Annotated in this window: 16 protein-coding genes and 1 pseudogene; 11 read left to right on the forward strand and 6 right to left on the reverse strand. The window is 65.3% G+C overall.

Going from position 1 to position 21,000, the window contains the following annotated elements; translation table 11 throughout:
- Window positions 1-45: 45 nt before the first annotated feature.
- Entirely contained in the window at window positions 46-498 is a 453-nt protein-coding gene (locus PD284_RS20520; RefSeq protein ID WP_274629982.1) for a nucleoside deaminase, read from the forward strand.
- A gap of 6 nt (window positions 499-504) precedes the next feature.
- Here the strand turns inward: PD284_RS20520 and PD284_RS20525 are convergent, their stop codons facing one another.
- Both PD284_RS20525 and ileS read right to left on the reverse strand, forming a co-directional pair.
- Window positions 505-1,200 (reverse strand): hypothetical protein, encoded by a 696-nt coding sequence (locus tag PD284_RS20525; RefSeq protein ID WP_274629983.1) that lies wholly within the window; start codon window positions 1,198-1,200, stop codon window positions 505-507.
- Between the two features lie 228 nt (window positions 1,201-1,428).
- On the reverse strand, window positions 1,429-4,386 hold the full coding sequence (ileS, locus tag PD284_RS20530; RefSeq protein ID WP_274629984.1) for an isoleucine--tRNA ligase: 2,958 nt from the start codon (window positions 4,384-4,386) through the stop codon (window positions 1,429-1,431).
- Between the two features lie 293 nt (window positions 4,387-4,679).
- Here ileS and PD284_RS20535 point away from each other — a divergent pair, with 293 nt between their 5' ends.
- Together PD284_RS20535 and vapC are read left to right on the forward strand one after the other, a co-directional pair.
- On the forward strand, window positions 4,680-4,889 hold the full coding sequence (locus PD284_RS20535) for a type II toxin-antitoxin system VapB family antitoxin (protein WP_274629985.1): 210 nt from the start codon (window positions 4,680-4,682) through the stop codon (window positions 4,887-4,889).
- Window positions 4,886-5,281 (forward strand): type II toxin-antitoxin system VapC family toxin, encoded by a 396-nt coding sequence (gene vapC / locus PD284_RS20540; RefSeq protein WP_274629986.1) that lies wholly within the window; start codon window positions 4,886-4,888, stop codon window positions 5,279-5,281. Before PD284_RS20535 ends, vapC begins: the two co-directional genes overlap by 4 nt.
- Here vapC and PD284_RS20545 read toward each other — a convergent pair.
- The 3 genes from PD284_RS20545 to PD284_RS20555 form a co-directional block, all read right to left on the reverse strand.
- Window positions 5,278-6,084, reverse strand: a complete 807-nt coding sequence (locus tag PD284_RS20545; RefSeq protein WP_274629987.1) for a MipA/OmpV family protein — start codon at window positions 6,082-6,084, stop codon at window positions 5,278-5,280. The genes vapC and PD284_RS20545 overlap by 4 nt on opposite strands.
- A gap of 150 nt (window positions 6,085-6,234) precedes the next feature.
- A complete protein-coding gene (locus PD284_RS20550) occupies window positions 6,235-7,221 on the reverse strand; it encodes a bifunctional riboflavin kinase/FAD synthetase (protein WP_274629988.1) in 987 nt (328 codons plus the stop codon).
- Between the two features lie 8 nt (window positions 7,222-7,229).
- The gene (locus PD284_RS20555) at window positions 7,230-8,093 is read right to left on the reverse strand and encodes a TIGR01459 family HAD-type hydrolase (protein WP_274629989.1); all 864 of its coding nucleotides are present in this window, start codon (window positions 8,091-8,093) and stop codon (window positions 7,230-7,232) included.
- Window positions 8,094-8,280: 187 nt separating this feature from the next.
- Between PD284_RS20555 and PD284_RS20560 the strand changes: the two genes are divergently transcribed.
- From PD284_RS20560 to PD284_RS20575, 4 genes and pseudogenes are all read left to right on the forward strand, one after another.
- Window positions 8,281-9,384: an EAL domain-containing protein gene (locus PD284_RS20560; protein ID WP_274629990.1), complete on the forward strand. Its 1,104-nt coding sequence runs from the start codon at window positions 8,281-8,283 to the stop codon at window positions 9,382-9,384.
- Between the two features lie 137 nt (window positions 9,385-9,521).
- A complete protein-coding gene (locus tag PD284_RS20565; protein ID WP_274629991.1) occupies window positions 9,522-11,393 on the forward strand; it encodes a pilus assembly protein TadG-related protein in 1,872 nt (623 codons plus the stop codon).
- A 224-nt stretch (window positions 11,394-11,617) separates the two neighbouring features.
- Complete coding sequence (locus tag PD284_RS20570) at window positions 11,618-13,390, forward strand: tetratricopeptide repeat protein (protein ID WP_274629992.1); 1,773 nt, start codon at window positions 11,618-11,620, stop codon at window positions 13,388-13,390.
- Window positions 13,391-13,665: 275 nt separating this feature from the next.
- A pseudogene (locus tag PD284_RS20575) lies at window positions 13,666-14,697 on the forward strand (FecR family protein); the annotation flags it as partial.
- Here the strand turns inward: PD284_RS20575 and PD284_RS20580 are convergent.
- Window positions 14,586-17,078, reverse strand: coding sequence for a CHASE2 domain-containing protein (locus PD284_RS20580; RefSeq protein WP_338036673.1), 2,493 nt, complete (start codon window positions 17,076-17,078; stop codon window positions 14,586-14,588). The pseudogene PD284_RS20575 and the gene PD284_RS20580 overlap by 112 nt on opposite strands.
- Before the next feature lie 415 nt (window positions 17,079-17,493).
- Between PD284_RS20580 and PD284_RS20585 the strand changes: the two genes are divergently transcribed.
- The 4 genes from PD284_RS20585 to PD284_RS20600 are packed head-to-tail and all read left to right on the forward strand — an operon-like array spanning window position 17,494 to window position 20,841.
- Window positions 17,494-17,901: an OsmC family protein gene (locus PD284_RS20585; protein WP_274629994.1), complete on the forward strand. Its 408-nt coding sequence runs from the start codon at window positions 17,494-17,496 to the stop codon at window positions 17,899-17,901.
- Window positions 17,902-17,929: 28 nt separating this feature from the next.
- Window positions 17,930-19,066: a TRAP transporter substrate-binding protein gene (locus PD284_RS20590; RefSeq protein ID WP_274629995.1), complete on the forward strand. Its 1,137-nt coding sequence runs from the start codon at window positions 17,930-17,932 to the stop codon at window positions 19,064-19,066.
- Window positions 19,067-19,072: 6 nt separating this feature from the next.
- Entirely contained in the window at window positions 19,073-19,537 is a 465-nt protein-coding gene (locus tag PD284_RS20595; RefSeq protein WP_274629996.1) for a TRAP transporter small permease, read from the forward strand.
- Window positions 19,537-20,841, forward strand: a complete 1,305-nt coding sequence (locus tag PD284_RS20600; protein ID WP_274629997.1) for a TRAP transporter large permease — start codon at window positions 19,537-19,539, stop codon at window positions 20,839-20,841. The genes PD284_RS20595 and PD284_RS20600 overlap by 1 nt, the downstream gene beginning before the upstream one ends.
- The last annotated feature ends 159 nt before the right edge of the window (window positions 20,842-21,000 follow it).

Here is a 21,000-nt window from a genome sequence, read left to right on the forward strand (position 1 = left end):
CAATATCGGACCCGCTGCCGCTCCTGTGAGGGTTTTGAGAGTTAGATGAAGCGCCCCGACTTCATGAGCCTGGCACTTGACGAAGCCGAGGCCGCCGCCGAACGCGGCGAAGTGCCGATAGGGGCCGTGGTGACCTTGGGCGGCGTCGTGGTTGCGCGTGCCGGCAATCGCACCCGCGAACTCAACGATCCCACTGCCCATGCCGAAATGCTTGTCATCCGCGAAGCGGCCGCGCAGCTTTCGGCCGAGCGGCTCACGGATGCCGACCTCTACGTCTCCCTGGAACCCTGCACCATGTGCGCAGCGGCGATCTCCTTCGCGCGCATCCGGCGGCTGTATTTCGGCGCAGCTGACGAAAAAGGGGGCGCAGTGGTGAGCGGCGTGCGCTTCTTCGCGTCGCCCACCTGCCATCACGTGCCTGAAACCTACCCAGGCATTGGCGAAACACGCGCCGCCGACCTGCTCAAATCGTTCTTTCGATCGAAACGGGAAGGCTGAGGCGGCTTACAGGCCGGGAATGATGTCGCGCCAGCTGTTGCCGCTGCCCTTGCGGGCTTCGGCCTTGCGACGACGCTCCTTCTTCAGCTCGTCTTCGCCAACGTCGTCCGTCGCCGCAGTCGCGGCCGGCGCGCGGTAGACCAGCGGCGGCTCGCTCAGATACTTGCGCGACGTCGGACTGCCTTGGCGCTCTTCGGCAAGCCGCTTGTTGAACTGCTCGCGCTGCGCCTTGGTGTTGTACTGGTCGCCATAGCGCCGGCCCGCATCGTGCGCGCGGGGCGAGTCAATGTCGCCGCTGCCCAGCCGCCTGCCCGTCTCGGTGCTCGCCACGGCTCCGGCGATCGGCGAATCATAAGTCGGATTGTCGCGGTTTTCGGTGATTTCCTTCTTCAGCCGGGCGCGCTTGGCCTCGGGGGACTCCGGCCAGCTGGGATTGCCCGTCGACGCAAGCCTGTCCTGCGGCGCAGGCAGGTTGGCCTTCTGGCCGGCGGCGGGGCGCACCAGGTCGGGGCGCGGCTCGTAGGCGATCGCCTCCTTCTGCTTCGGCGTCAGCGAGAGCACGCCGGTCAGGTCCTCCGCAAGCTGGATGCTCGCGCTTCTTCCAGTCCCGTAGGTCGGGTCCGACATGCAGCCCGCGAGCAGGAGCGACGACGCGACCAGCGGCGCGCCGAGCGCGATCCGCAGACGGGCTGCGCCGTTCATGCCAACAATTCTCACCGCAAACCCTCTCGCTTGATGGTCGACGCCAAACGGCCCCTCGCCCCTCAGGTCAACTCTGGTCATCCGACGTGAATCCGGCGACAACATGGCGTCCGGATGTTCCGGCTTTTACCTTAACCGTCTATTAAGGGCAACGCGGCGGTTCTCATACAATGCCCTTGCGCGCCCGCCGCCGCCTTTCGGCGACAGCGGGGTCGCATTTCGTCAGTGTCAGAGGCGCCCCAGCGCCTGCAACTCGCGAAGCGTCTCGGCGTCGCGCTTCGAAACGTCTGGGAACGCCGGATCGGAGCCGACGTCGCTCGTGTAGCGCCACGAGCGGGCGCATTTCGTCAGCCCGCGGTCCTCGGCCTTCGCGATCACGACCGCCACGCCCGCCACGTCGTCCAGCCTGAACGCATCGGCCGGCGCTTCGCCGGAAGCGAATTCGATGTCGCTGGTGATGGCGATCTCGGCCAGGTCGACGTCCGACACCGCTTCGCGCAGCGCCGCGTCCGTGACGTAGACGACCGGCACCGCCTCCAGCGAGGAGCCGATGGTCTTCCTTGCGCGCTCGATCTCCAGCGCGCCGGTGACAACCCGGCGCACCTGCCTAACCTTGCGCCATTTTTCGGCTAGCGCCTCGTCGCGCCACTCGGCGGGGATTTCCCGGAACTGCTCGAAATGCACGGAGCGGGCGTCAGGATGACGGTCCAGCCAGGCCTCCTCCATGGTGAACGGCAGCAGCGGCGACAGCCAGACGACGACGTTTTCAAACAGATGCCGGACGACCTGCACGGCCGCCTTGCGGCGCACGCTCGACGGCGCGTCGCAGTAAAGCGCGTCCTTGCGCACGTCGAAGTAGAAGGCCGACAGGTCGACCACCATGAAGTCCAGCAGCGACTTGGCGACACGCTTGAAGTCGAAGGCGTCGTAGCCGCCGCGGACCACCTCGTCGAGCTCCGCAAGCCGGTGCAGCATCAGCCGCTCCAGTTCCGGCATGTCCTTCAGCGGCACCTTCGCGCCGTCATCGTGCGCCAGCGTGCCCAGCATCCAGCGGACAGTGTTGCGCAGCTTGCGGTAGGCGTCGATGTTGGTCTGCAGGACGTTCTTGCCGAGCCGCTGGTCCTCCCAATAGTCGGTGGTGGCGACCCAGAGCCGAAGGATGTCGGCGCCAGACTGCTTGATCACGTCCTGCGGGACGACCGTGTTGCCGAGCGACTTCGACATCTTGCGGCCTTCCTCGTCCATGGTGAAGCCATGGGTGACGACCGTGTCATAGGGCGCGCGGCCGCGGGTGCCGCAGCTTTCCAGCAGCGAGGAGTGGAACCAGCCGCGATGCTGGTCGGAACCCTCCAGATAGACGTCGGCCGGCCATTTCACGTCCGGCCGGTCCTCCAGCGTGAAGGCGTGAGTGGAGCCGGAATCGAACCAGACGTCGAGGATGTCCTTGACCATCGTCCACGGCTCGTTGGCGCGGCTGCCGAGGAACCGCTCGCGCGCCCCTTCGGCGAACCACGCGTCGGCGCCCTCCGCCTCGAACGCCTCGAGGATGCGGGCGTTGACAGCCTCGTCCATCAGCACGTTGCCGTCGGCATCGGCGAAGACGCAGATCGGCACGCCCCAGGCGCGCTGCCGCGACAGAACCCAGTCCGGCCGCTCGGCGATCATGGCGCGTAGCCGCGTCTGGCCGGCCGCCGGCACGAAGCGCGTCGCGTCGATCGCGGCGAGCGCCCGGCTGCGGAGCGTCGTGGCGTCGCCGAGGTCCTTGTCCATATAGACGAACCATTGCGGCGTGTTGCGGAAGATGATCGGCTTCTTCGAGCGCCACGAATGCGGATAGGAGTGCTTCAGGCGGCCGCGCGCGAACAGCGCATTGCGCTTGATGAGTTCCTCGATGACCGCCTTGTTGGCGTCGCCCTTCTTGCCGTTGTCGTCGATGACGCGGGCAGCGCCCCCTTCGCGATCCGGCCCGAAGCCCGGCGCATCCTTGGTGAAGAAGCCGGCGTCGTCGACGGTGAAGGGGATCGCAGGATCGATGCCACGCGCGCGCAGTCCCTTCGCCCCGTCCATCCAGGCGTCAAAGTCCTCGCGGCCGTGGCCGGGCGCGGTGTGCACGAAGCCGGTGCCGGCGTCGTCGGTGACGTGGTCGCCGGGAAGCATGGGAACCGGGAACTCGTAGCCGCCGCCGAGGCCCTTCAGCGGATGCGCGAGGGTCAGCGCCGCCAGTTCGTCCGCCTCGACCGCGCGCAGCTTCTTGAACTGCAGCTTCGACTTGGCAAAGGACTCTTCGGCCAGCGCCTCGGCGAAGATCAGCTTTTCGCCGGGCTGCGGCCCGAAATCGTTCTCCGCGGCCGTAACCTCGTAGAGACCGTAGGTAACGCGCGGCGAATAGGCCACGGCCCGGTTGCCGGGGATGGTCCAGGGCGTGGTCGTCCAGATGACGACAGCGGCCGCCAGAAGGTCTGGCTTAATCTGCGCACCTTCACGCGCCATGAAGAAGACCGGAAACTTCACCCAGATCGTGTCACTCTCGTAGTCGTGGTACTCGATCTCCGCCTCGGCCAGCGCGGTGCGCTCCACCACGCTCCACATCACCGGCTTGGAGCCGCGATAGAGCTGGCCGCTCATGGCGAACTTCAGCAGTTCGCCGGCGATGCGCGACTCTGCGTGGTAGGCCATGGTCAGGTATGGGTTCTTGAAGTCGCCGATCACGCCGAGCCGTTGGAACTCGTCGCCCTGCACCTTGATCCAGTGCTCGGCATAGCGGCGGCATTCCTGGCGGAACTCCACCATTGCCGCAGGCTCGGAAAGGTCCGGCTTCTGCTTGCCCTTGGAGCGGTAGTTCTCCTCCTCGATCTTCCATTCGATCGGCAGGCCGTGGCAGTCCCAGCCCGGGATGTAGTTGGAGTCGTAGCCGCGCATCTGGAAGGAGCGCGTGATGATGTCCTTGAGGATCTTGTTCAGCGCATGCCCGATATGGATGTTGCCGTTGGCATAGGGCGGGCCGTCATGCAGCACGTAGAGCGGGCGGCCGTGGGCGTCCTCGCGCAGCGCCTTGTAGAGATCCATCTCCTGCCAGCGCTTGACGATCTGCGGCTCCTTCTCGGGAAGGCCGGCACGCATCGGGAAATCGGTCTGGGGCAAGTAGAGGGTTTTCGAGTAGTCGAGCTTTTCGGCGGTATCGGTCATTGCGGTCTTGCCATCACGGGGTTGCCCGAAGTCGGCTTCGGGCGCCAAAGGTCAATCTGGTGGAAGGGCGCGTAAGGACGCGCAAAACCCGGATCCTCCGGCGACCGTTCAGGCCGCCCGGAGGACCGGGCCAATAATTCGTATTGTCGCCGCGTATGGCGCGAGCCGTTTCATGCTGGCGCTTTTAGCGGAGGAACGCCGGAGAATAAAGGGGGCGAATCCATCAACCGGCGTTGTAGCTCCATGCAGCAGTGTGTATAATTTCACCACTTCATACACATTGAGCGGCGAGCATGCGCACGAATATTGAGTTGGACGACAAGCTTATGGCCGAAGCCATGCAGATCACTGGCCTAAAGACCAAGAAAGCTGCGGTTGAGGAGGCGCTTAGGCGAATGGTTACAACCGAGCGTCGGCGGGCGGCGATCAAAAACCTTGCCGGCATGGGGTGGGAGGGAGACCTCGACCAAATGCGCAACGACGGCCCTCCCGAACGCATATGATCGTCGTCGATACCTCGGTTTGGATCGCGCACATACGAAACACGGACAGCGCTCCCGTCCGAACTCTGCGCTCGGTCACCGATCCCGATCAAGTCCTCGTAGGCGACATTGTGCTTCTAGAGGTACTCCGTGGCGCACGCGACGACCTCCACGCTCGCCGGATCGCCGTTGAACTCAAAAAGTTCGCAACTGTCCCGATGCTCGATGTGGCAATCGCGGTGACCGCCGCGCAGCATTATCGGTCGCTTCGGGCACTGGGCATCACGATCAACAAGACGGCGGACTTGATCATCGCGAGCTATTGCCTGCATCACGATCACCGGTTGCTCCACTTCGACCGAGACTATGAGCCCTTCGAACGTCACCTTGGGCTCAAGGTTGTACCAACCTAAAGATCGAAATCGAACCGGTACGTCGTCGAGATGCCGACCGTGAACTGGTCCACCGAGCCGCGCTCCTTCACCAGCGTGGAGTCTTCCGCCGGCCCGAGCAGCCGCGCATACTCGCCGAACACGCTCGCCGTGATCTTGTCGGTCGCCTGCCAGGTGACGGCGCCGCCGACGCCCGCTGCTCTCATGCCGCTGCCGGGATCGTAGGCGCCCAGCCCCGATGCGGCGGATTCCGCCGCCGACACGCCGTAGTAGGCGTCGAAATAGTCGGACGAGGCGAAGGAAAGCCGCGGGCCGCCCGACACGCGGATCGACGGCGTGACGTCCTGAAACGCATCCACCGCGACGTCGCCCACAATTCCGTCATGCGACCGGATCCCGTGCCGCACCTCGCCCCGCACACGCAGCCAGTCGAGCGGGTAGACCTCGGCGAACAGGCCGGCTTCCCCGCCCCAGCGCACCGGATCGAGCCCCGCCAGGTCGTCAGAATCGTCCGCGTCGCGCCCGAAGATGATCTTTCCGGCGACGCCCGCCCTGACCGTGCCGTTGTCGATCAGGCCGAGCGAGATGTTGTCGTTGCGCGAGGCGAACTTGGTCACCGTCCCGGTCTTGCCAAGCGACACCAGCGGCACCGCGCGGAACACCATCTTGTCGTCGCCCTCGTATTCGGGCGCGAAGTAGCCGGAAGCACCGAGCGTCAGCGACCAACTGCCCGAGAGCCAACCTCCTCCGTCCTCCTCGGCGAAAGCGGCACCCGCACTGCTGGCAAGGACAGCCGCGGCAGCGGCGAGACGAAAGGAATTCATGCTGAAACTGCCTGGACTACGAAAACACACTAAGCGTTCCGTTGTCAGTCAGCACGGTGAAAATTCGCTTAAAACGCGAAACAATTATCGGTTGTGCGCGCGGACGTTTAACCCATGTGAGCAGGGCGTGGGCGAAGGGCGGCGTGTACTCTAGAAGGCGATGGCGAGGTCCAGTTCCGAGAGCGGCCGCACGCCCGAAAGCAGCGCCCTCGCCTCGGCCTCGTCTCGATGGATCTGCGCCACCATGGCCTCGAGACCGTCGAACTTCTCCTCGCCGCGCAGGTAGCCGAAGAAGGAGACGGCGCAGATTTCGCCGTAAAGATCGTCTGCAAAGTCGAACACGTAGGTTTCCAGCAGCGGAACGCCGTCCGCGTCGACCGTCGGGCGACGTCCGAAACTCGCGACGCCATCGTGGAGACTGCCGTCGGCGCGGCGCAGCCGGACGGCATAGACGCCGTGCTTGAGACCGTTCGGCTCCGGCAGCGCCATGTTAGCGGTGGGAAAGCCGAGCGTGCGCCCGAGCTGCCTGCCGCGGATCACCTCCGCCTCCACCGTATAGCGGTAGCCGAGCAGCCCCGCGGCTTCGGCCACGTTGCCTTCGCCAAGCAGCTCGCGGATGCGGCTGGACGAGACAACCTCGGAGCCTTCGTCGCGGAAGGCGTCGACGAGCGTCACACCGAACCTCTTCTCCTTGCCCGCAGCCATCAGGAACGCCGGGCCGCCCTGCCGTCCCTTGCCGAAATGAAAGTCGAAGCCGGTGACGGCGTGCGAAATACCTAGATGGGCGACCAGCGTCTCCTCGACGAAGCGATCGGCCGAGTGCTGCGCGAACTCGCCGGTGAAGGGCTGCTCCACCACAGCGTCGAAGCCGAGCTGGGCGAGCAGGCGCGCCCGCATCGGCGCCGGCGTGACGACAAAAAGCGGATGGTCCGGGCGAAAGAAGGTTCTCGGATGCGGCTCGAAGGTCAGCACCAGCGCCGGAACCCCGAGGCGCTTGGCCTCGTCCAGCGCCCGCGCCAGCACCGCCTGGTGCCCGCGGTGGACGCCGTCGAAGTTTCCGATCGCGACGACGCCGCCGCGCAGCCCGGCCGGCAGGCTCTCCGAGCCGCTGATCCTGAGCACGCGCGCCGTCGTCATCATGATCCTCAGCGCAGGCGCGGAATCACCGCCACCGGATGGTGGCCGTGCTTTTCGAGGAAGGCCGCGAGGCGAGCCGGCTCCGGCTGATACGCTTCCTCGCCATACTCGCGCGAATGGATGCCGCCGGATACGTAGAGGACATCGATCCCGTTGTTTTCGGCGCCCTTGACGTCGGTGAGTACGCCGTCGCCGATCGCCACAACCTCGGTCTTCTCAACGGTGCGTCCCAGCACCTCGCCTGCCGCTTCGAGGGCAGCGTCGTAGATCGGCTTGTGCGGCTTGCCGGCGATCAGCGTGCGCCCGCCAAGCTGCGCGTAATCGCGGGCCAGCGCGCCGGCGCACCACATCAGCTCGTCGCCGCGCTCGACCACGATGTCCGGGTTGGCGCAGATGAAAGGCAGGTTGCGGGCCCTGAGCCGCTGCAGCATTTCGACATAGTCGTCCGGGGTCTCCGTGCGGTCGTCAAAGAAGCCGGTGCAGACCACGCCCTGTGCCTCGAACTCCTCGACCACCTCGACATCGATTCCGTCGTAGAGCGTCAGGTCGCGGTCCGGGCCGATATGGAAGATCTTGCGCGGCCCCTCGCGGACCAGTTCGCGCGTGACGTCGCCCGAGGTGACGATGCGGTCCCAGGCGCCTTCCGGCACGCCGAGCGCCGAAAGCTGCGCAATGATCGGCGGCGCAGGACGCGGCGCGTTGGTGATCAGCACCACTGCGATGCCCTTCTCGCGGGCCCGGGTCAGCGCGGTACACGCCTCGGCAAAGGAGCGCTCGCCATTGTGGATCACGCCCCACACATCGCAGAGGATCGCGGCATATCGATCCTCGATCTCGGCAAGCGCTGCAATCATCTTGGGCGAACCCGCCATGTCGTTCCTTTCGCAAGCTCGGGGGAGCGGACCGCTTCTCATACGATCCAGGCCACGCAATTAACCGAAGCCGTTCACCCTGTCACCAGCTTTCACTTAACAGCGCCCCGGGGGCAGGCGTATCGTCCGGCCAACGGGCAGATGCAGGGGTGCCGGCGGGCGCGGGCCGGACCGAAGAAGAACAACAATGGTTCGCTTGCTGTCCATGACCGGCCCAACCGCATTGGTTGTCGCCATCGGCTTCGCCTTCACGCTGTCGCTGGTCGCGACCACGCTCGCGTTGCGCGCGGCCCGCCGCGCCAATGGCATTGCTTCAGACATGAGCCGTCTCACCGCCTCGGTGGACGCGACGTTCAGCAAGTTTCTGGCGCTCAGGGCGACCTCGAACGGGTGGGAGCCACATCCGCAAGCGCACCCTGAACCGTCCCTCCCCGCACCACTCGAGCAGCCGCGGCCCGCGGCATCTGTCGCCAGGGATTCGGCGCCCGGGGACAATGTCGTGCGGCTTCCCCGCCTCTTCGCCGAGCGGCGGCGGGGGACGGATCCGGCATTGGTCAATGCCGTGCTGGCGGAAAGGACCGCGCTTGAGCGAGTCGAGCTCAGCCTGCAACCGATCGTGTCGGTCACGACCGGCCACGTCTGCGGCTTCGACGTATCCCGCGCGGTCCACGGCCGCGAGCGGAAACCGCTCGTGCTGCGACGCATTTCGCAGCCGCCGCCCGGCTTCGACATCGCCGCCTTCGAGCGGCAGACGATCGTCGCTGCGATCGAGGCCGGCGACAGCCAGCTTGCCGGCATTACGGACGGCCCGCTGCATGTGGCGATCTCCGACGGCCTGCTCGACGCCCGGCGCGAGCTCGATCTGGTCGTGGAACTGGCCCACCTGCAGCCGGCGGCTCGCAGCGCCGTCGTGCTCGTGGTCGAGGCCAGGCTGTTCGAATGCCCGCGCCTGTCGCTCGCGCTCCAACAGCTTGCGGACGCAGGCATCGGCTTCTGCGTCGAAGCCGATGGCGCGGGAGCGGCGAATGCCCTCGCCAACCCCGCTGTGAAATTCATCCGCGCGCCGGCCTCCCGGCTGATCGGCGACGGCGGGTCGGGCAGCATCCACGCCGCGCGCCTGCTCGCTGGTGCGGCTCGTGCCGACGTGCGCGTCATCGCGACCGACGTGTCCAACGACGACGACGCCATCGCGCTTCTCGATGTCGGAGTGGACCTGATGATGGGCGACCGCTTCTCCGGCCCCACGCGACTGACGCCGGAACGCGGCGGCGGCCAGTTGCTCCGGCCCTGACCCGACAGGCTGCCGCGCCCCACGGTTAACGCCCGGCAAATTGGGAGCGCGCGGTTTTAATGCTCTTCCGAACCGGTATCTTAAACATTTCGTGCGAGCGTCGCCGGATCACCTTCGGGCTTGAGGGGTTCGGACCTATGTTCCGCAAGTTTCTGAGTGACGTCCGCGGCAACTACATGATGCTGACCGGGATCGTGATGGTTCCGCTGCTCGGCGGGTTGGCCCTCGCGGTCGATTATGCCGACATGTCCCGCGAGCGGCAGGATACGCTGAACGCGCTGGACGCGGCCGGCATTGCGACGGCGCGGCGCCTGCTCGAGGGCAACGCGACGGATGAGCAGGTGAGAGCCTACGCCCGCGAGTTCTACAACGCCAATCTCGGGTCGGTGAAGCCCGAGAAATCAGAGCTCATCGTCCAGCTGCCGACCAACACCACCGGCGGCGGCCGCGTCAAGCTGCAGGCGATCACCGACTATGATCCGCATTTCCTGCCGCCGTTCCTCAAGCTGCTGAACGGCAAGGAGGCCGGCGAGAAGAAATGGTCCTTCCGGGCCGAGTCCGAGGTGCAGCTCAAGAACACCGTCGAGGTGGCGCTGGTCCTCGATAACTCGGGCTCCATGGGCGACCCGGGCAAGGATACGCGCGAGCCGCGTCTAAAGCTGCTCAAGTCGGCGTCCATCCAGCTCGTCGAGCAGATGGCGAACGCCGCCAAGCTGATGAAGGGCATCGAAAAGCCGGTCCAGTTCTCACTGGTTCCCTTCGCCGCGTCGGTCAACATCGGCGCCGACAACGCGTCCGAATCCTGGATGGACCGAGAAGGCATATCGCCGATACACCACGAGAACTTCAACTGGGCGACACTGACTGCCGCCAATAAGAAAATCCAACAGACCGCCACAGGGCCGTACCCATACAAGAAGGTTGGGAACGGCTGGGGCAGCGCGCAAGGGCAAACCGTATCGCGATTCACTCTGTTCGCTGACCTGCGGAACTCCGTCTGCGGCTCGAACTGCTCGTCGCAAGCGCTCCAGTCCTTTTCGTGGGGCGGCTGCGTAGAGACTCGACCTTACCCCTACAATACGGATGACACTCCGGCGAACTCGCCAGCGACGCTCTACGTGCCGATGTTCGGCCCGGACGAAGCAGGCGACTTCAAATGGGACGACGACAAGAACGACAATCTGCTGAACTTCAATGCTAACAACACTTGGTGGAACGACGCTACCTCCAACTCAGACGCCAAAACACGCCAGCGGTTTGCCGCAAAATATTACACGTCGCTACCCGCCGGCTTTTCCTTGCCGGCTTCCGGCAAGGGGCCGAACGCGAGTTGCACGACCACCGCCATCACGCCTCTCACCGACATTACCAAGACGACTGGCCTGAATGCCATCAAGGCGGCGATCAACGGCATGGCAGCGGGAGGCAACACCAACGTGCCGGAAGGCATGGCTTGGGGGTGGCGGACCTTGTCCAGCCAGGCGCCGTTCACAGGCGGCCGCTCCGAAACTGAACGCGGCAATGACAAGGTCGTGATCGTGCTCACCGACGGCGCCAACACCTACTCGTTCAACGACGCTGTCGGCAACAAGTCGACCTACGCCGCATACGGGTATGCACGTCTCGCCGATGGAAATCCTGGCCGGGTATTTTCCGGCACCACTTACGAGAACAACTTCAGGAACAGCTACTACAGCAGCGGAACTTATCCCAAGGCGATGAACCAGCATTTCCTCAAGCTCTGTGAAAACGCCAACGGCGGCGACACGGGCAATCGGGGCGCCGGCTTGATCGTCATGACCGTCGCGCTCGATCTCGATGCGAACGATGCCGAAGACAAGGAGCAGATCGCGATGCTGAACACCTGCGCGTCACGCTCTCGCTACGCGCGCGACCCGGACGATCCGACAAAGGGCAGGAAGCTGTTCTGGAACGCGACCAGCAAGAAGCTGAACGACGTTTTCAAGGAAATCGCTGACGAGCTGTCCAACCTGCGCATCGTCATGTGATCTTTTCCCTGTGCTTGCCCGCGCCAACACATGCGCAGAGGGGCACGGGGCGCAAGCAGTCCTGATTGACGCCGTTTCAAGCAACGTCAGCGCATCGACCTTTCTCTGGTCAGGCAAAACCTGACCCTTATTTTTGATTTGCCAGCAAGGCCGTGCGGGCGGATAATTCCGGCCGGCGATCCTGGGCGAGATCTGCCTCCCGTCAGAAATGCATGGAGGCTCTCATGAGGGTACCCGTTCTCCTGCAGAACGCAGGGCTGCCTGCACTGGTCCTGGTCGGGCTAGGCGTCGGCGGAGCCGCCGCCAATCTTGGCGCTGCCGGCGCTCCGGCGCAAACGCCTAAAATTCCCGCAGAACTTGCGGCAGCGCCGCACTGCCGGACGGCAAACATCCCCACGCAGATGCAGTCGCCGCAAGCCGCAAAGGCCTATGCGGAAGCCGAGCCGCCATTGTGGGACAACCTCGGCGCCCTCACTTATCCGGTGACGACGAAGAGCAAGGAGAGCCAGGCCTATTTCGACCAGGGGCTCAGGATGGCGGCGAACTTCAACCACGCCGAGGCCCGGCGCGCCTTTCAGAAGGCGCAGCGGCTCGACCCCGATTGCGCCATGTGCTTCGTCGGCGAGGCGCTGGTGCTCGGACCCAACATCAACGTCCCCATGGATCCGGAGGCCAACGCGCCCGCGATGGCTGCGCTCAAGAAGGCGCAGGCTCTCTCCGCCGGCGGCAGCGAGAAGGAGCGGGGGCTGATCGAGGCCGTCGCCGCGCGCTATTCGGATGATCCGGCCGCTGAACGCCCGAAACTCGACATGGCCTTCGCGGAGGCGATGTCGGCGCTTTCCGACAAGTATCCCGACGACCTGGAACTCGCCGTACTGGCCGCCGAGGCGGGCATGGATACGCAGCCCTGGGACTACTGGGAGCCGGGCGGCGTGCAACCGAAGGGCCGCACCGCAGACGTGCAGAAGCGCCTCGAGCACGTGCTCGCCAAGGCGCCGGAGCACCCCTCGGCGATCCACCTCTACATCCACCTGGTGGAGGCGTCAGACCGGCCGGAGCGGGCGGAGCCCTATGCCGACAAGCTCGCGGCGCTGATGCCGGGCGCAGGCCACATCGTCCACATGCCCAGCCACATCTACTATCGGATCGGCCGGTACGTGGATTCGCTGGAGTCCAACAAGGCTGCCTCGAAGGTCGACGAGGACTATATCACCCAGACTGGCGCGATGGGCGTCTACCCGATCGGCTACTATTCGCACAACGTGCATTTCGTGCTGGTGTCGGCGCAACTGCTCGGCGACAAGCAGACGGTACTCGCCCAGGCCGACAAGCTCGACAAATGGCTGACCAACGATGTCGCGACGGCAATACCGATCGCGCAGCCGGTGAAGGCGGCCCCCTATTACGCATGGGCCCAGTATGGCGACCCCGACATGGTGCTGGCGCTGCCCGACCCGCCCAATGCGCCGCCTTATGTGAAGGCCATGTGGCACTATGCGCGCGGCGTCGCGCTGGCGTCGAAGAAGGACACGGCGGGCGCTGCAAAGGAGGCCGACGCGATCCAGAAGATCGCGAGCGAGACGGACTGGTCGACGCTCGATGCCTGGGGCGTGCCTGCCGTGCCGGTCCTGGAGGTGGCGAAGAACGTCGTGCTCGCACGCGCCAAGCAGGCGGCAGGCGACAATGCGGGCGCCATCGAGCTCTGGCGCAGCGCGGCGGAAACCGAAGACACCATCCCCTACATGGAGCCGCCGTTCTGGTATTATCCGGTGAGACAGTCGCTGGGCGCCGCCCTGCTGAAGGAGGGCAAGGCCGACGAAGCGCAGAAGGAGTTCGACGCCGCGCTCGAGCACGCCAGGGGCAGCGCGTGGGCGCTCTATGGACTCCAGGAGGCAGCCAAGGCCAAGGGCGACGCGGCAGCCCAGCAGAAGGCGGCCACGGATCTCGCCAAGTCATGGCGCGGGGATGCGAGCCTGCTCAACCTGGAACGGTTGTAATCCAGGGTCGTCCGGCCGCCGCCTCGAATGGCGGCGGCCGGTTGAATAGAAACCGCCATCCGCCCCGCGGAAAATCTTCCCGCGGGGACGTGTTACTTTTTTCACGCAGTAGTCTAAACGACGCATCCCCTCATCTCCTGACGCGCTGTCCTGATAACATAAGCGTGTTCTAGAACTGACCTTCACACATCATGACCTCGGCAAATCCTGACCAAGTGATAGACTATCTCCACCGACATCCACTGTGCTAGGCTCGTCCATTGCTGGAGGGAGCGATGTCGTCCTTGCGTGGTGCGGCGATCGTAGCGTTGAGCGTTGTCCTGGGCGGCGCAGTTCCGTCGTCGGCGGCCGAAAAGGTTGGCGAAGCGGTCCGGATCAAGACCGATGTCACGGGCCAGAGCGGACCCATCGTCGTCAAGAGCCCGGTTTACCGCGACGAACGCATTCGAACGTCCAGCTCGGGTCTCGGCCAGTTCGTCTTCCAGGACGGCACCAAGCTCGCGGTGGGATGGGGTTCGTCGGTGGTCATAGACAAGTATGTGTATGACGATACGAGGACGGTGAAGAAGCTCTCCATCAAGGCCGCCAAGGGAACATTTCGCTGGATCAGCGGAAAATCGAAATCATCCGCCTACGAGATCCTCACGCCGGCAGGCACGATCGGCGTGCGCGGAACCGCGTTCGACTTCTTCGTGGCCCCGAACGGGACGACGGCGGTCGTCCTGCTCAACGGCGCGGCCCGCTTCTGCGGTGCGAGCGGCTGCACGATGCTCAGGCGTCGCTGCGACTCCATGGTTGCGACGCCCGGCGGCCGCATGACCGGCGCACGCCGCGTCGATCGGAGCATCCTCAGGACGCTTGGCAGCCAGCGCGCACTGCCGTTCCTGTCCGGCAACCAGCAGCTTTCGAGAGGGTTTGGGTTTGGCGGCGGCGGTTGCGGGCTTTCGTCGGCGTCGGCCACGACCAAGGAACAGCCCACGCAGCGCACGGAACGGAGCCAGCAGCGCCAACCGGAACAGCCCAACACGCCTGAGAAACCGAACACGCCGCAAACTCCGACCGAACCTCAGAAGCCAAACACCCCGGACAGGCCGAGCCCGCCGCAGCAGCCGCCGGACAGGCCGACACCACAGCAGCCACCGGACAGGCCGACACCGCAGGAGCCGGACAGGCCGACCCCGACCGATCCACCCAATCAGCCTGGCGAACCTGACGGTCCAGGGGAACCCGATGGCCCGGGCGGTGGCGATGATGGCCCGAGCGACGGCCCTGGCGGCGACGATGGCGGCGACGACGGGCCGAGCGATGGTCCGGGCGGCGATGATGGCGGCGACGACGGACCGAGCGATGGTCCGGGCGGCGACGATGGCGGCGACGATGGCCCGAGCGATGGTCCGGGGGGCGACGATGGTCCGGGCGATGGCGCCGGCGACGGGCCCGGCGAGGGTCCGGGCGACGCTCCAGGCACCGATTGAATGACGGACTGCTGGTTTTGGGCGACGGCTGCAGGCTGATCGCCCCCGGCATAGCCGACATCACCTCCCGCCGGTTCCGGAGCGAAGTGGGTGGCCCGCCGGCTAATGCGGCCGTAGAACTCCTGCAGCGGGGCGGTCAGGCCGCGGGCCTTGAGCTTGGCCATATTGACGATCTTCTGGGTGTCCGGCGACCGTGAGCGCATCGCCTGGACGAGGCGGCCGTGGACCTCCCGGAGCTCGGCGAATTGCGCCGTTTCAGCGACGCCCGCATCACCGACGACTGCAAACAGCTTGATCCGCCCGCTCTTGCCGCGCAGTTCCGGCGAACCTGCGTCGAGAAGCGCGTGGCCGTCCAGCGCAGCGGCCGTGGTTTCGGAAACGAGGATGTCGAAGGCGACCGACTTGCATGAGGCCTCTATGCGCGCGGCCGCGTTCACCGCGTCGCCGACCGCGGAGTAGTTGAACCGGCTCTCGGCGCCCATGTTGCCGACGCAGGCCAGCCCGGTGTGAATGCCGACGCCGATACCGACCTTGTGCTGGGGCCCAAAGCCGAACGCGTCCCGGGCATTGAGGGCGGCAAGCGTCTCCCGCATCTCTAGCGCGGCGCGGACGGCCCGGCGCTGGTGGTCGGCGACGTCGACCGGGGCATTCCAGAACGCCATGATCGAATCCCCGATGAATTTGTCGAGAGTGCCCTCGTTCGCAGTGACGTGGCGGCTCAGCGCATCGAGCAGCGTGTTCAGGAAAGCGACGACCGCGATCGGCGGCAGCCGCTCGCTGATCTCGGTGAAGTTGCGCACGTCGACGAACATCACGGTGAGTTCGCGATCGTCTCCGCCCAGCCGCAGCGCGTCGCGCGTGTGCTCGATGCGGTAGAGCAGCGACGGCGACAGATACTGGCCGAAGGCGCGGCGGATCTCGCGGCGCTGCCGGTCCGTCACCAGGAAACGGTAGGATGTGGCCGAGAAGTGTGTGATCGTCCCGGCGACGATCGGAGCCAAGGGGTCGAACAGCATCCCCGCATAGGCGTAGGCGAGCCATGATGCGACCAGGGCAAGGCCCGTGATCAGCAGGCCGCAGGCCAGTGCAATGGCCGGGCTGACGAAGATGGTGAGCAACACCAGCAGCGAGCCGGTCGCGGCAATCGCGAATATCTCCAGGCCGTTCGCCCAGTCCGGGCGGGACAGGAAGTTGCCTGAGAGTATCTGTTCCACCGTCTGTGCGTGGATGGAGACGCCGGGCACGTTCTGGCCGAGCGCGGTGGTGCGGATGTCCTGCAATCCCGCCGCGGAAGTGCCGACGAAGACGATGCTGCCCTCGATCGCAGTCCGCGCCGCATCCGAAGGACCGTTCGGAGCGAGCACGTCCCTGGCCGACACATATCGCTCCGCCCTGTCCGGGCTGACGTAGAGCCAGAGTTCGCCGGTCGACGTGACCGGGATGACGAACTCGCCATTCTTCACGAAGGTAATGGTGTCCGGCACGTCAGTCGCGCCGCCCAGCAGGTAGGTGGACGCGCCCTGCGCCACCCTGAGCGCCTCGAGCGCAAGATTGGGGTAGAGCTGCTCGCCGTCGCTCAGGAACAGCGGGACCGTTCGCACCATGGCCGACGATCTGCCGGGATTGAGGCTGATATGGCCGAGGCCGGCCGCGCCCTCTTCCAGCCTCGGGCGCAGCGGCGTTGCGCCGACGAGACGTGGCGGCGCCGCCGCCGGGCTCTCCCCCGTATAGGCGATGCCGGCCTTCACCTGGGGCTTGTAGACGCCTTCGTTGGAAAGGCCGAAACCGAACACGACGGGTTTGCCGACGATCGCGTCCGCGAAGATCTCGTCGTTGTCGGGAAGCTGCTGCAGGATCGAGGGGTCGATGCCGGGCACGTCGCGCACGACGTTGCGCGGCGACAAGCGGTCTGGCTCGGCAAACAGGATGTCGAAGGCGATCGCCGACGCGCCCATGTCGGTCAGACGTTCGACCAGGGTTGCCATGCGGTCCCGCGGCCACGGCCACTGGCCGAACTGTTTCAGCGAGGCCTCGTCGATGTCGACGACGCGGACCGGCATATCCTCGAACGGACGCGGCGCGATGCGCTGATACTCATCGAAGGTGGCCTCGCGCACCAGCTTCAGCGGTTCAGGATCGCCCGCGCGCAGGACGGTGAGCCCCGCCACGATGAGCAAACCGATGACGACGCCAAACAGCTGGGCGCGTGTCATGGCTGCGGCATCACGCTTTTCATACAGTCATTCCCAAGACAACTTGTTGCCAGGAAAGAATGATCGGCCCGTCCTTGACGGTGCGGCATGGTACGCTGCCCTTTTCCCCGAGCCTATGCAATCGGGAACATTGCAACGAATGGCTAGCAGGCGGGCGCCGAGCGTCAACGCCCTGAAACCTTTGCTTGCAGCTAGCCGCTCAGCCACTCCGCCCGTCACAAGCGGGCCAAGTCGGTAGAGCGAGAGATTCTACGTTTCGACAGGAACACGAAAATCAGTTCCTTCTGGACCTTCCGGGAACTTGCTAGTCGAGGGCTGTTCGACGGACGCTTGAATCGTTTGACAACAGGCGGACATTGTATTGATTCCTAAAGAAGCGCGGCCGGCGGGCGCCGCGCGTGCGACCGGGGGGTCCATGGCAGTCAGATCAGCGAAAGTTCAGGCGTCCAGCGATAGCGCGGCGCTGTGCAAGGTCGTCAACGATCGCGCCCAGAGCATCGACGCCGTGTTTTCCCCGTCGGCTCCCGGCTTCACCCCGCTGGAACTGCAGGCCGCGGCCCTTGCGGCTTGCATCGCGGCGAGCGTGCGCATCGCAGCGCGAAACAAAGGCCTCGATCGCCTCGGTTCGCTGGACGTGGAGGTCGAGGCGATCAAGGCCGAGGACCAGCCCTCGCGGCTCGGGACGTTCGTGGCGAGCGTCCGCTTCCGCGACGAAATCGACGAAGCCGTCAAGCGCGATCTCGTCGAAGCCGCCGAACACATCTGCACCATCAGCAACACGCTGCGAGCCGGTGACACCATCATCGTCGGCAAGCACGACTGACCCTACCTGTCCATTCTGGAGAGATTTGATGAAACGCATTCTGATGACGATCGCGCTATCCCTTCTGGCCGCTCCCGCCAGCGCCTTTACCGTCGAGGACTGGCTGACGCACAAGGCTCCCGAGGCCGAACCGAAGATGGAATATTCCGGTGATCCGGTATCGCTGAAGTTCTCGTCGCCGAATCCGGCTGCATCACTGGTCCCCTCCGTGTGGAGCAGGGGTTTTACCTGGCTCAAGGAAGCGACCGGCGGCAAGCTGGCGATCGAGGAGTTTCACGGCGGTACGCTGCACGCCGCCCCCGACGGATGGCGCGCGGTGCGCAACCGCGTCACCGACTATGCCGCCTGCTACACGTCCTATGAAGGCAGCGGCTTTACCCTGCACAAGGCTTTCGAGCTGCCTTTCGTCACCCCGTCGAACCCGGTCGTAGCGACGCGCATCATCCAGGAGCTTGCGCCGAAGTATTTCGTGCCGGAGTGGGAAGAGCGCGGGGTGCTCTACGGCTACACGGTCATCGCCGGCGTCTCCGACATCATGAGCAAGAAGCCGATCCGCACTCCGGAGGACCTGCGCGGACTGCGCGTCATTGCCCAGGGCTTTCCACCGGAAGCCGCCGAAGCGCTCGGCATCACGACGCTCAACATCCCCTTCCCCGAAATCTACACCGCCTTTCAGCAGGGCGTCGCCGACGCCGTGATCTGGGTCGACCCCGGCTTCGTACCGTTCAAGATCTACGAGCTGGCCAAGTACCATACGTCCCTCGGCCTCACCGCCCAGCACATCGACACCTGCATCAACCGCGACGCCTATGCGGACCTGCCGGCTGAACTGAAGCCGGTGTTCGCGCAGTTCCAGCAGAACATCGCCCATGCGGTCAGCCAGCGCCTCGGTGTCGAGTTCCGCCAGCAGGCGCTCAAGACCTACACCGACAACGGCGTCGAACTGATCCAGCCGAACGACCAGGAGAAGCAGGCCTGGCGCACGGTGCTGCAGCCGGTGCTCGACAAGTGGATCGAAACCAACGAGGCGGCCGGACTTCCCGCCAAGGCACTTATCGAGGACGTCCGCCGGCTTGAGGCCCAATACGGAGACGCCAGCGCGGAGAAGATCTTCGAGCTCACCGTGCAATCGCCCGTCAACGGGCTGCTGCCTGCCGCGAACTGAGGTTCCATGCGCCGTCTCATCGCAGCCTTCGACGGCTGGGTCGTCTATCTCCTGCTGCCGGCGCTGGTGCTGTTGGTGTCGGCGGATGTCGTGCTTCGCTATTTCCTCAACATTCCGCTGCGCTGGGGAAACGACGTCAAGGAATTGATGCTGCTCGTCATCGTCGTGGCCGGCCTCCCGATGGTCAGCCTCGAAGATCAGCACATCCGCGTCGGCCTGCTTGACCGCTTCTTCCAGGGTCGGATCGGACGGCTGTGGACGGTGGCGCGCCACGCGCTCACCGGCCTGGCGGCCCTGGCCGTCGCCTACGCCGCAGTGCGGCTGGCGATGGACATGTCGAAATACGGGGACGGCGCCGAAATGATAGACATCCCCTTCTGGCCGTTCGCCGCCTTCGTTGCGGCTGCCGCCCTCGTGTCGTGCGTTGCGGAATTCATCCGCGCCGCGGACTCCCTGCGCAGGACACCCTGATGGAACCCCTCACACTCGGCATCGTCGTGATGGCGGCCATGCTGGTCGTCGTCGTCATCGGAATGCCGATCGGCTATGCGCTGCTCGGCGCCGGCGTGATCGGCTATGCGGTGCTGTCGGGGCCTTCCCAGGCGTTGACGCAGATCGGGCTTGTCCTCTGGGACAATGGTACCAACTTCCTGTTCATCGCCGTCCCGCTCTTCATCCTGATGGGCCAGATTATCTTCCACTCCGGCCTGGCCGAAGACATCTTCGCGCTGGCGCAGCGCGGGACACGCAGGCTGCCCGGCGGCCTCGGCGTCTCCACCATCCTCGCCTCCGCCGGCTTTGGCGCGGTGACAGGCTCCAGCGTGGCCGCCGTCGCCACCATGGGCAACATCGCCGTGCCACAGATGATCAAGCACGGCTATTCCGACAAGCTGGCCGCCGCGTCCGTCGCCAGCGCCGCAACGCTCGCAATCATCATCCCGCCGAGCATCCCGCTGGTCATCTACGGCGTCTGGAGCGAAACCTCCATCGGCGCGCTGTTCATCGCCGGGATCGTTCCCGGCATCGTGCTGACGATTTTCTACGCGCTGACGGTGATGGTGCAACGCCGCCAATACCCGCCGACGTCCGCCATCGTCGACAGGCTGAAGCAGGAAGACATGCCAATGTCGCGCCTGCTTGTGGCGGCGCTGTCGATCGCGCTGATCTTCTTGCTCGTGATCGGCGGCATCTATGTCGGCATCTTCACGCCGACCGAAGCATCGGGCGTCGGCGTGCTTGGCGTCTTCGTCATTTCCGTCGTGGCTCGGCGGCTGACGGCTGAGGCCCTACGCGCCGCGCTGAAGGAAACTGTCCGCACCACCGCCGCCATATTCCTCATCCTCACCGGCGGCGTCATCCTCTCGCGCTTCCTGGTGCAGACGCGCCTGACCGATGCGGTGGTGAGCCTGGTCGCAGGTCTCGACGCTTCGCCGCAGGCGATCCTGATCGCGCTCGCACTCATGTATCTGCTGCTCGGCGCCATCATGGACACTTTCGGCATGCTCATCCTGACGCTGCCCCTGGTGCTGCCGATCACGATTGCGATCGGCTACGATCCCATCTGGACCGGCATCTACCTGACCGTGCTCATGGAAATCGCCATGTTGACGCCGCCGATCGGGTTGAACGTCTTCGTGCTGGAGAGAGTGACCGGCGTTCCGGCGCAGCGGGTCTTCGCCGGGGTCTGGCCCTTCGTCGCCGCCTCGCTGCTGCTCGTGCTGATCCTGATCTACTTCCCTGCGCTGGCGACCTGGCTGCCGCAGACCATGCAGTAGGCCAGCCTTTTGCCGCCAGGCGTCAAGGCTGCGGACGGGCGGCGTTCTTCGAGGGAGGGGTGCGTCTAGCAGTCGCCGCGGGCTTCTGCATCGGGCTATTTGAAATGCCTGGCACGGCTTCCTACCTGAACGGATCCGCGAAAATCCATCCAGCTCTCC

The sequence above is a fragment of the Mesorhizobium shangrilense genome, from assembly GCF_028826155.1.
GTDB classification, from domain to species: domain Bacteria; phylum Pseudomonadota; class Alphaproteobacteria; order Rhizobiales; family Rhizobiaceae; genus Arvimicrobium; species Arvimicrobium flavum.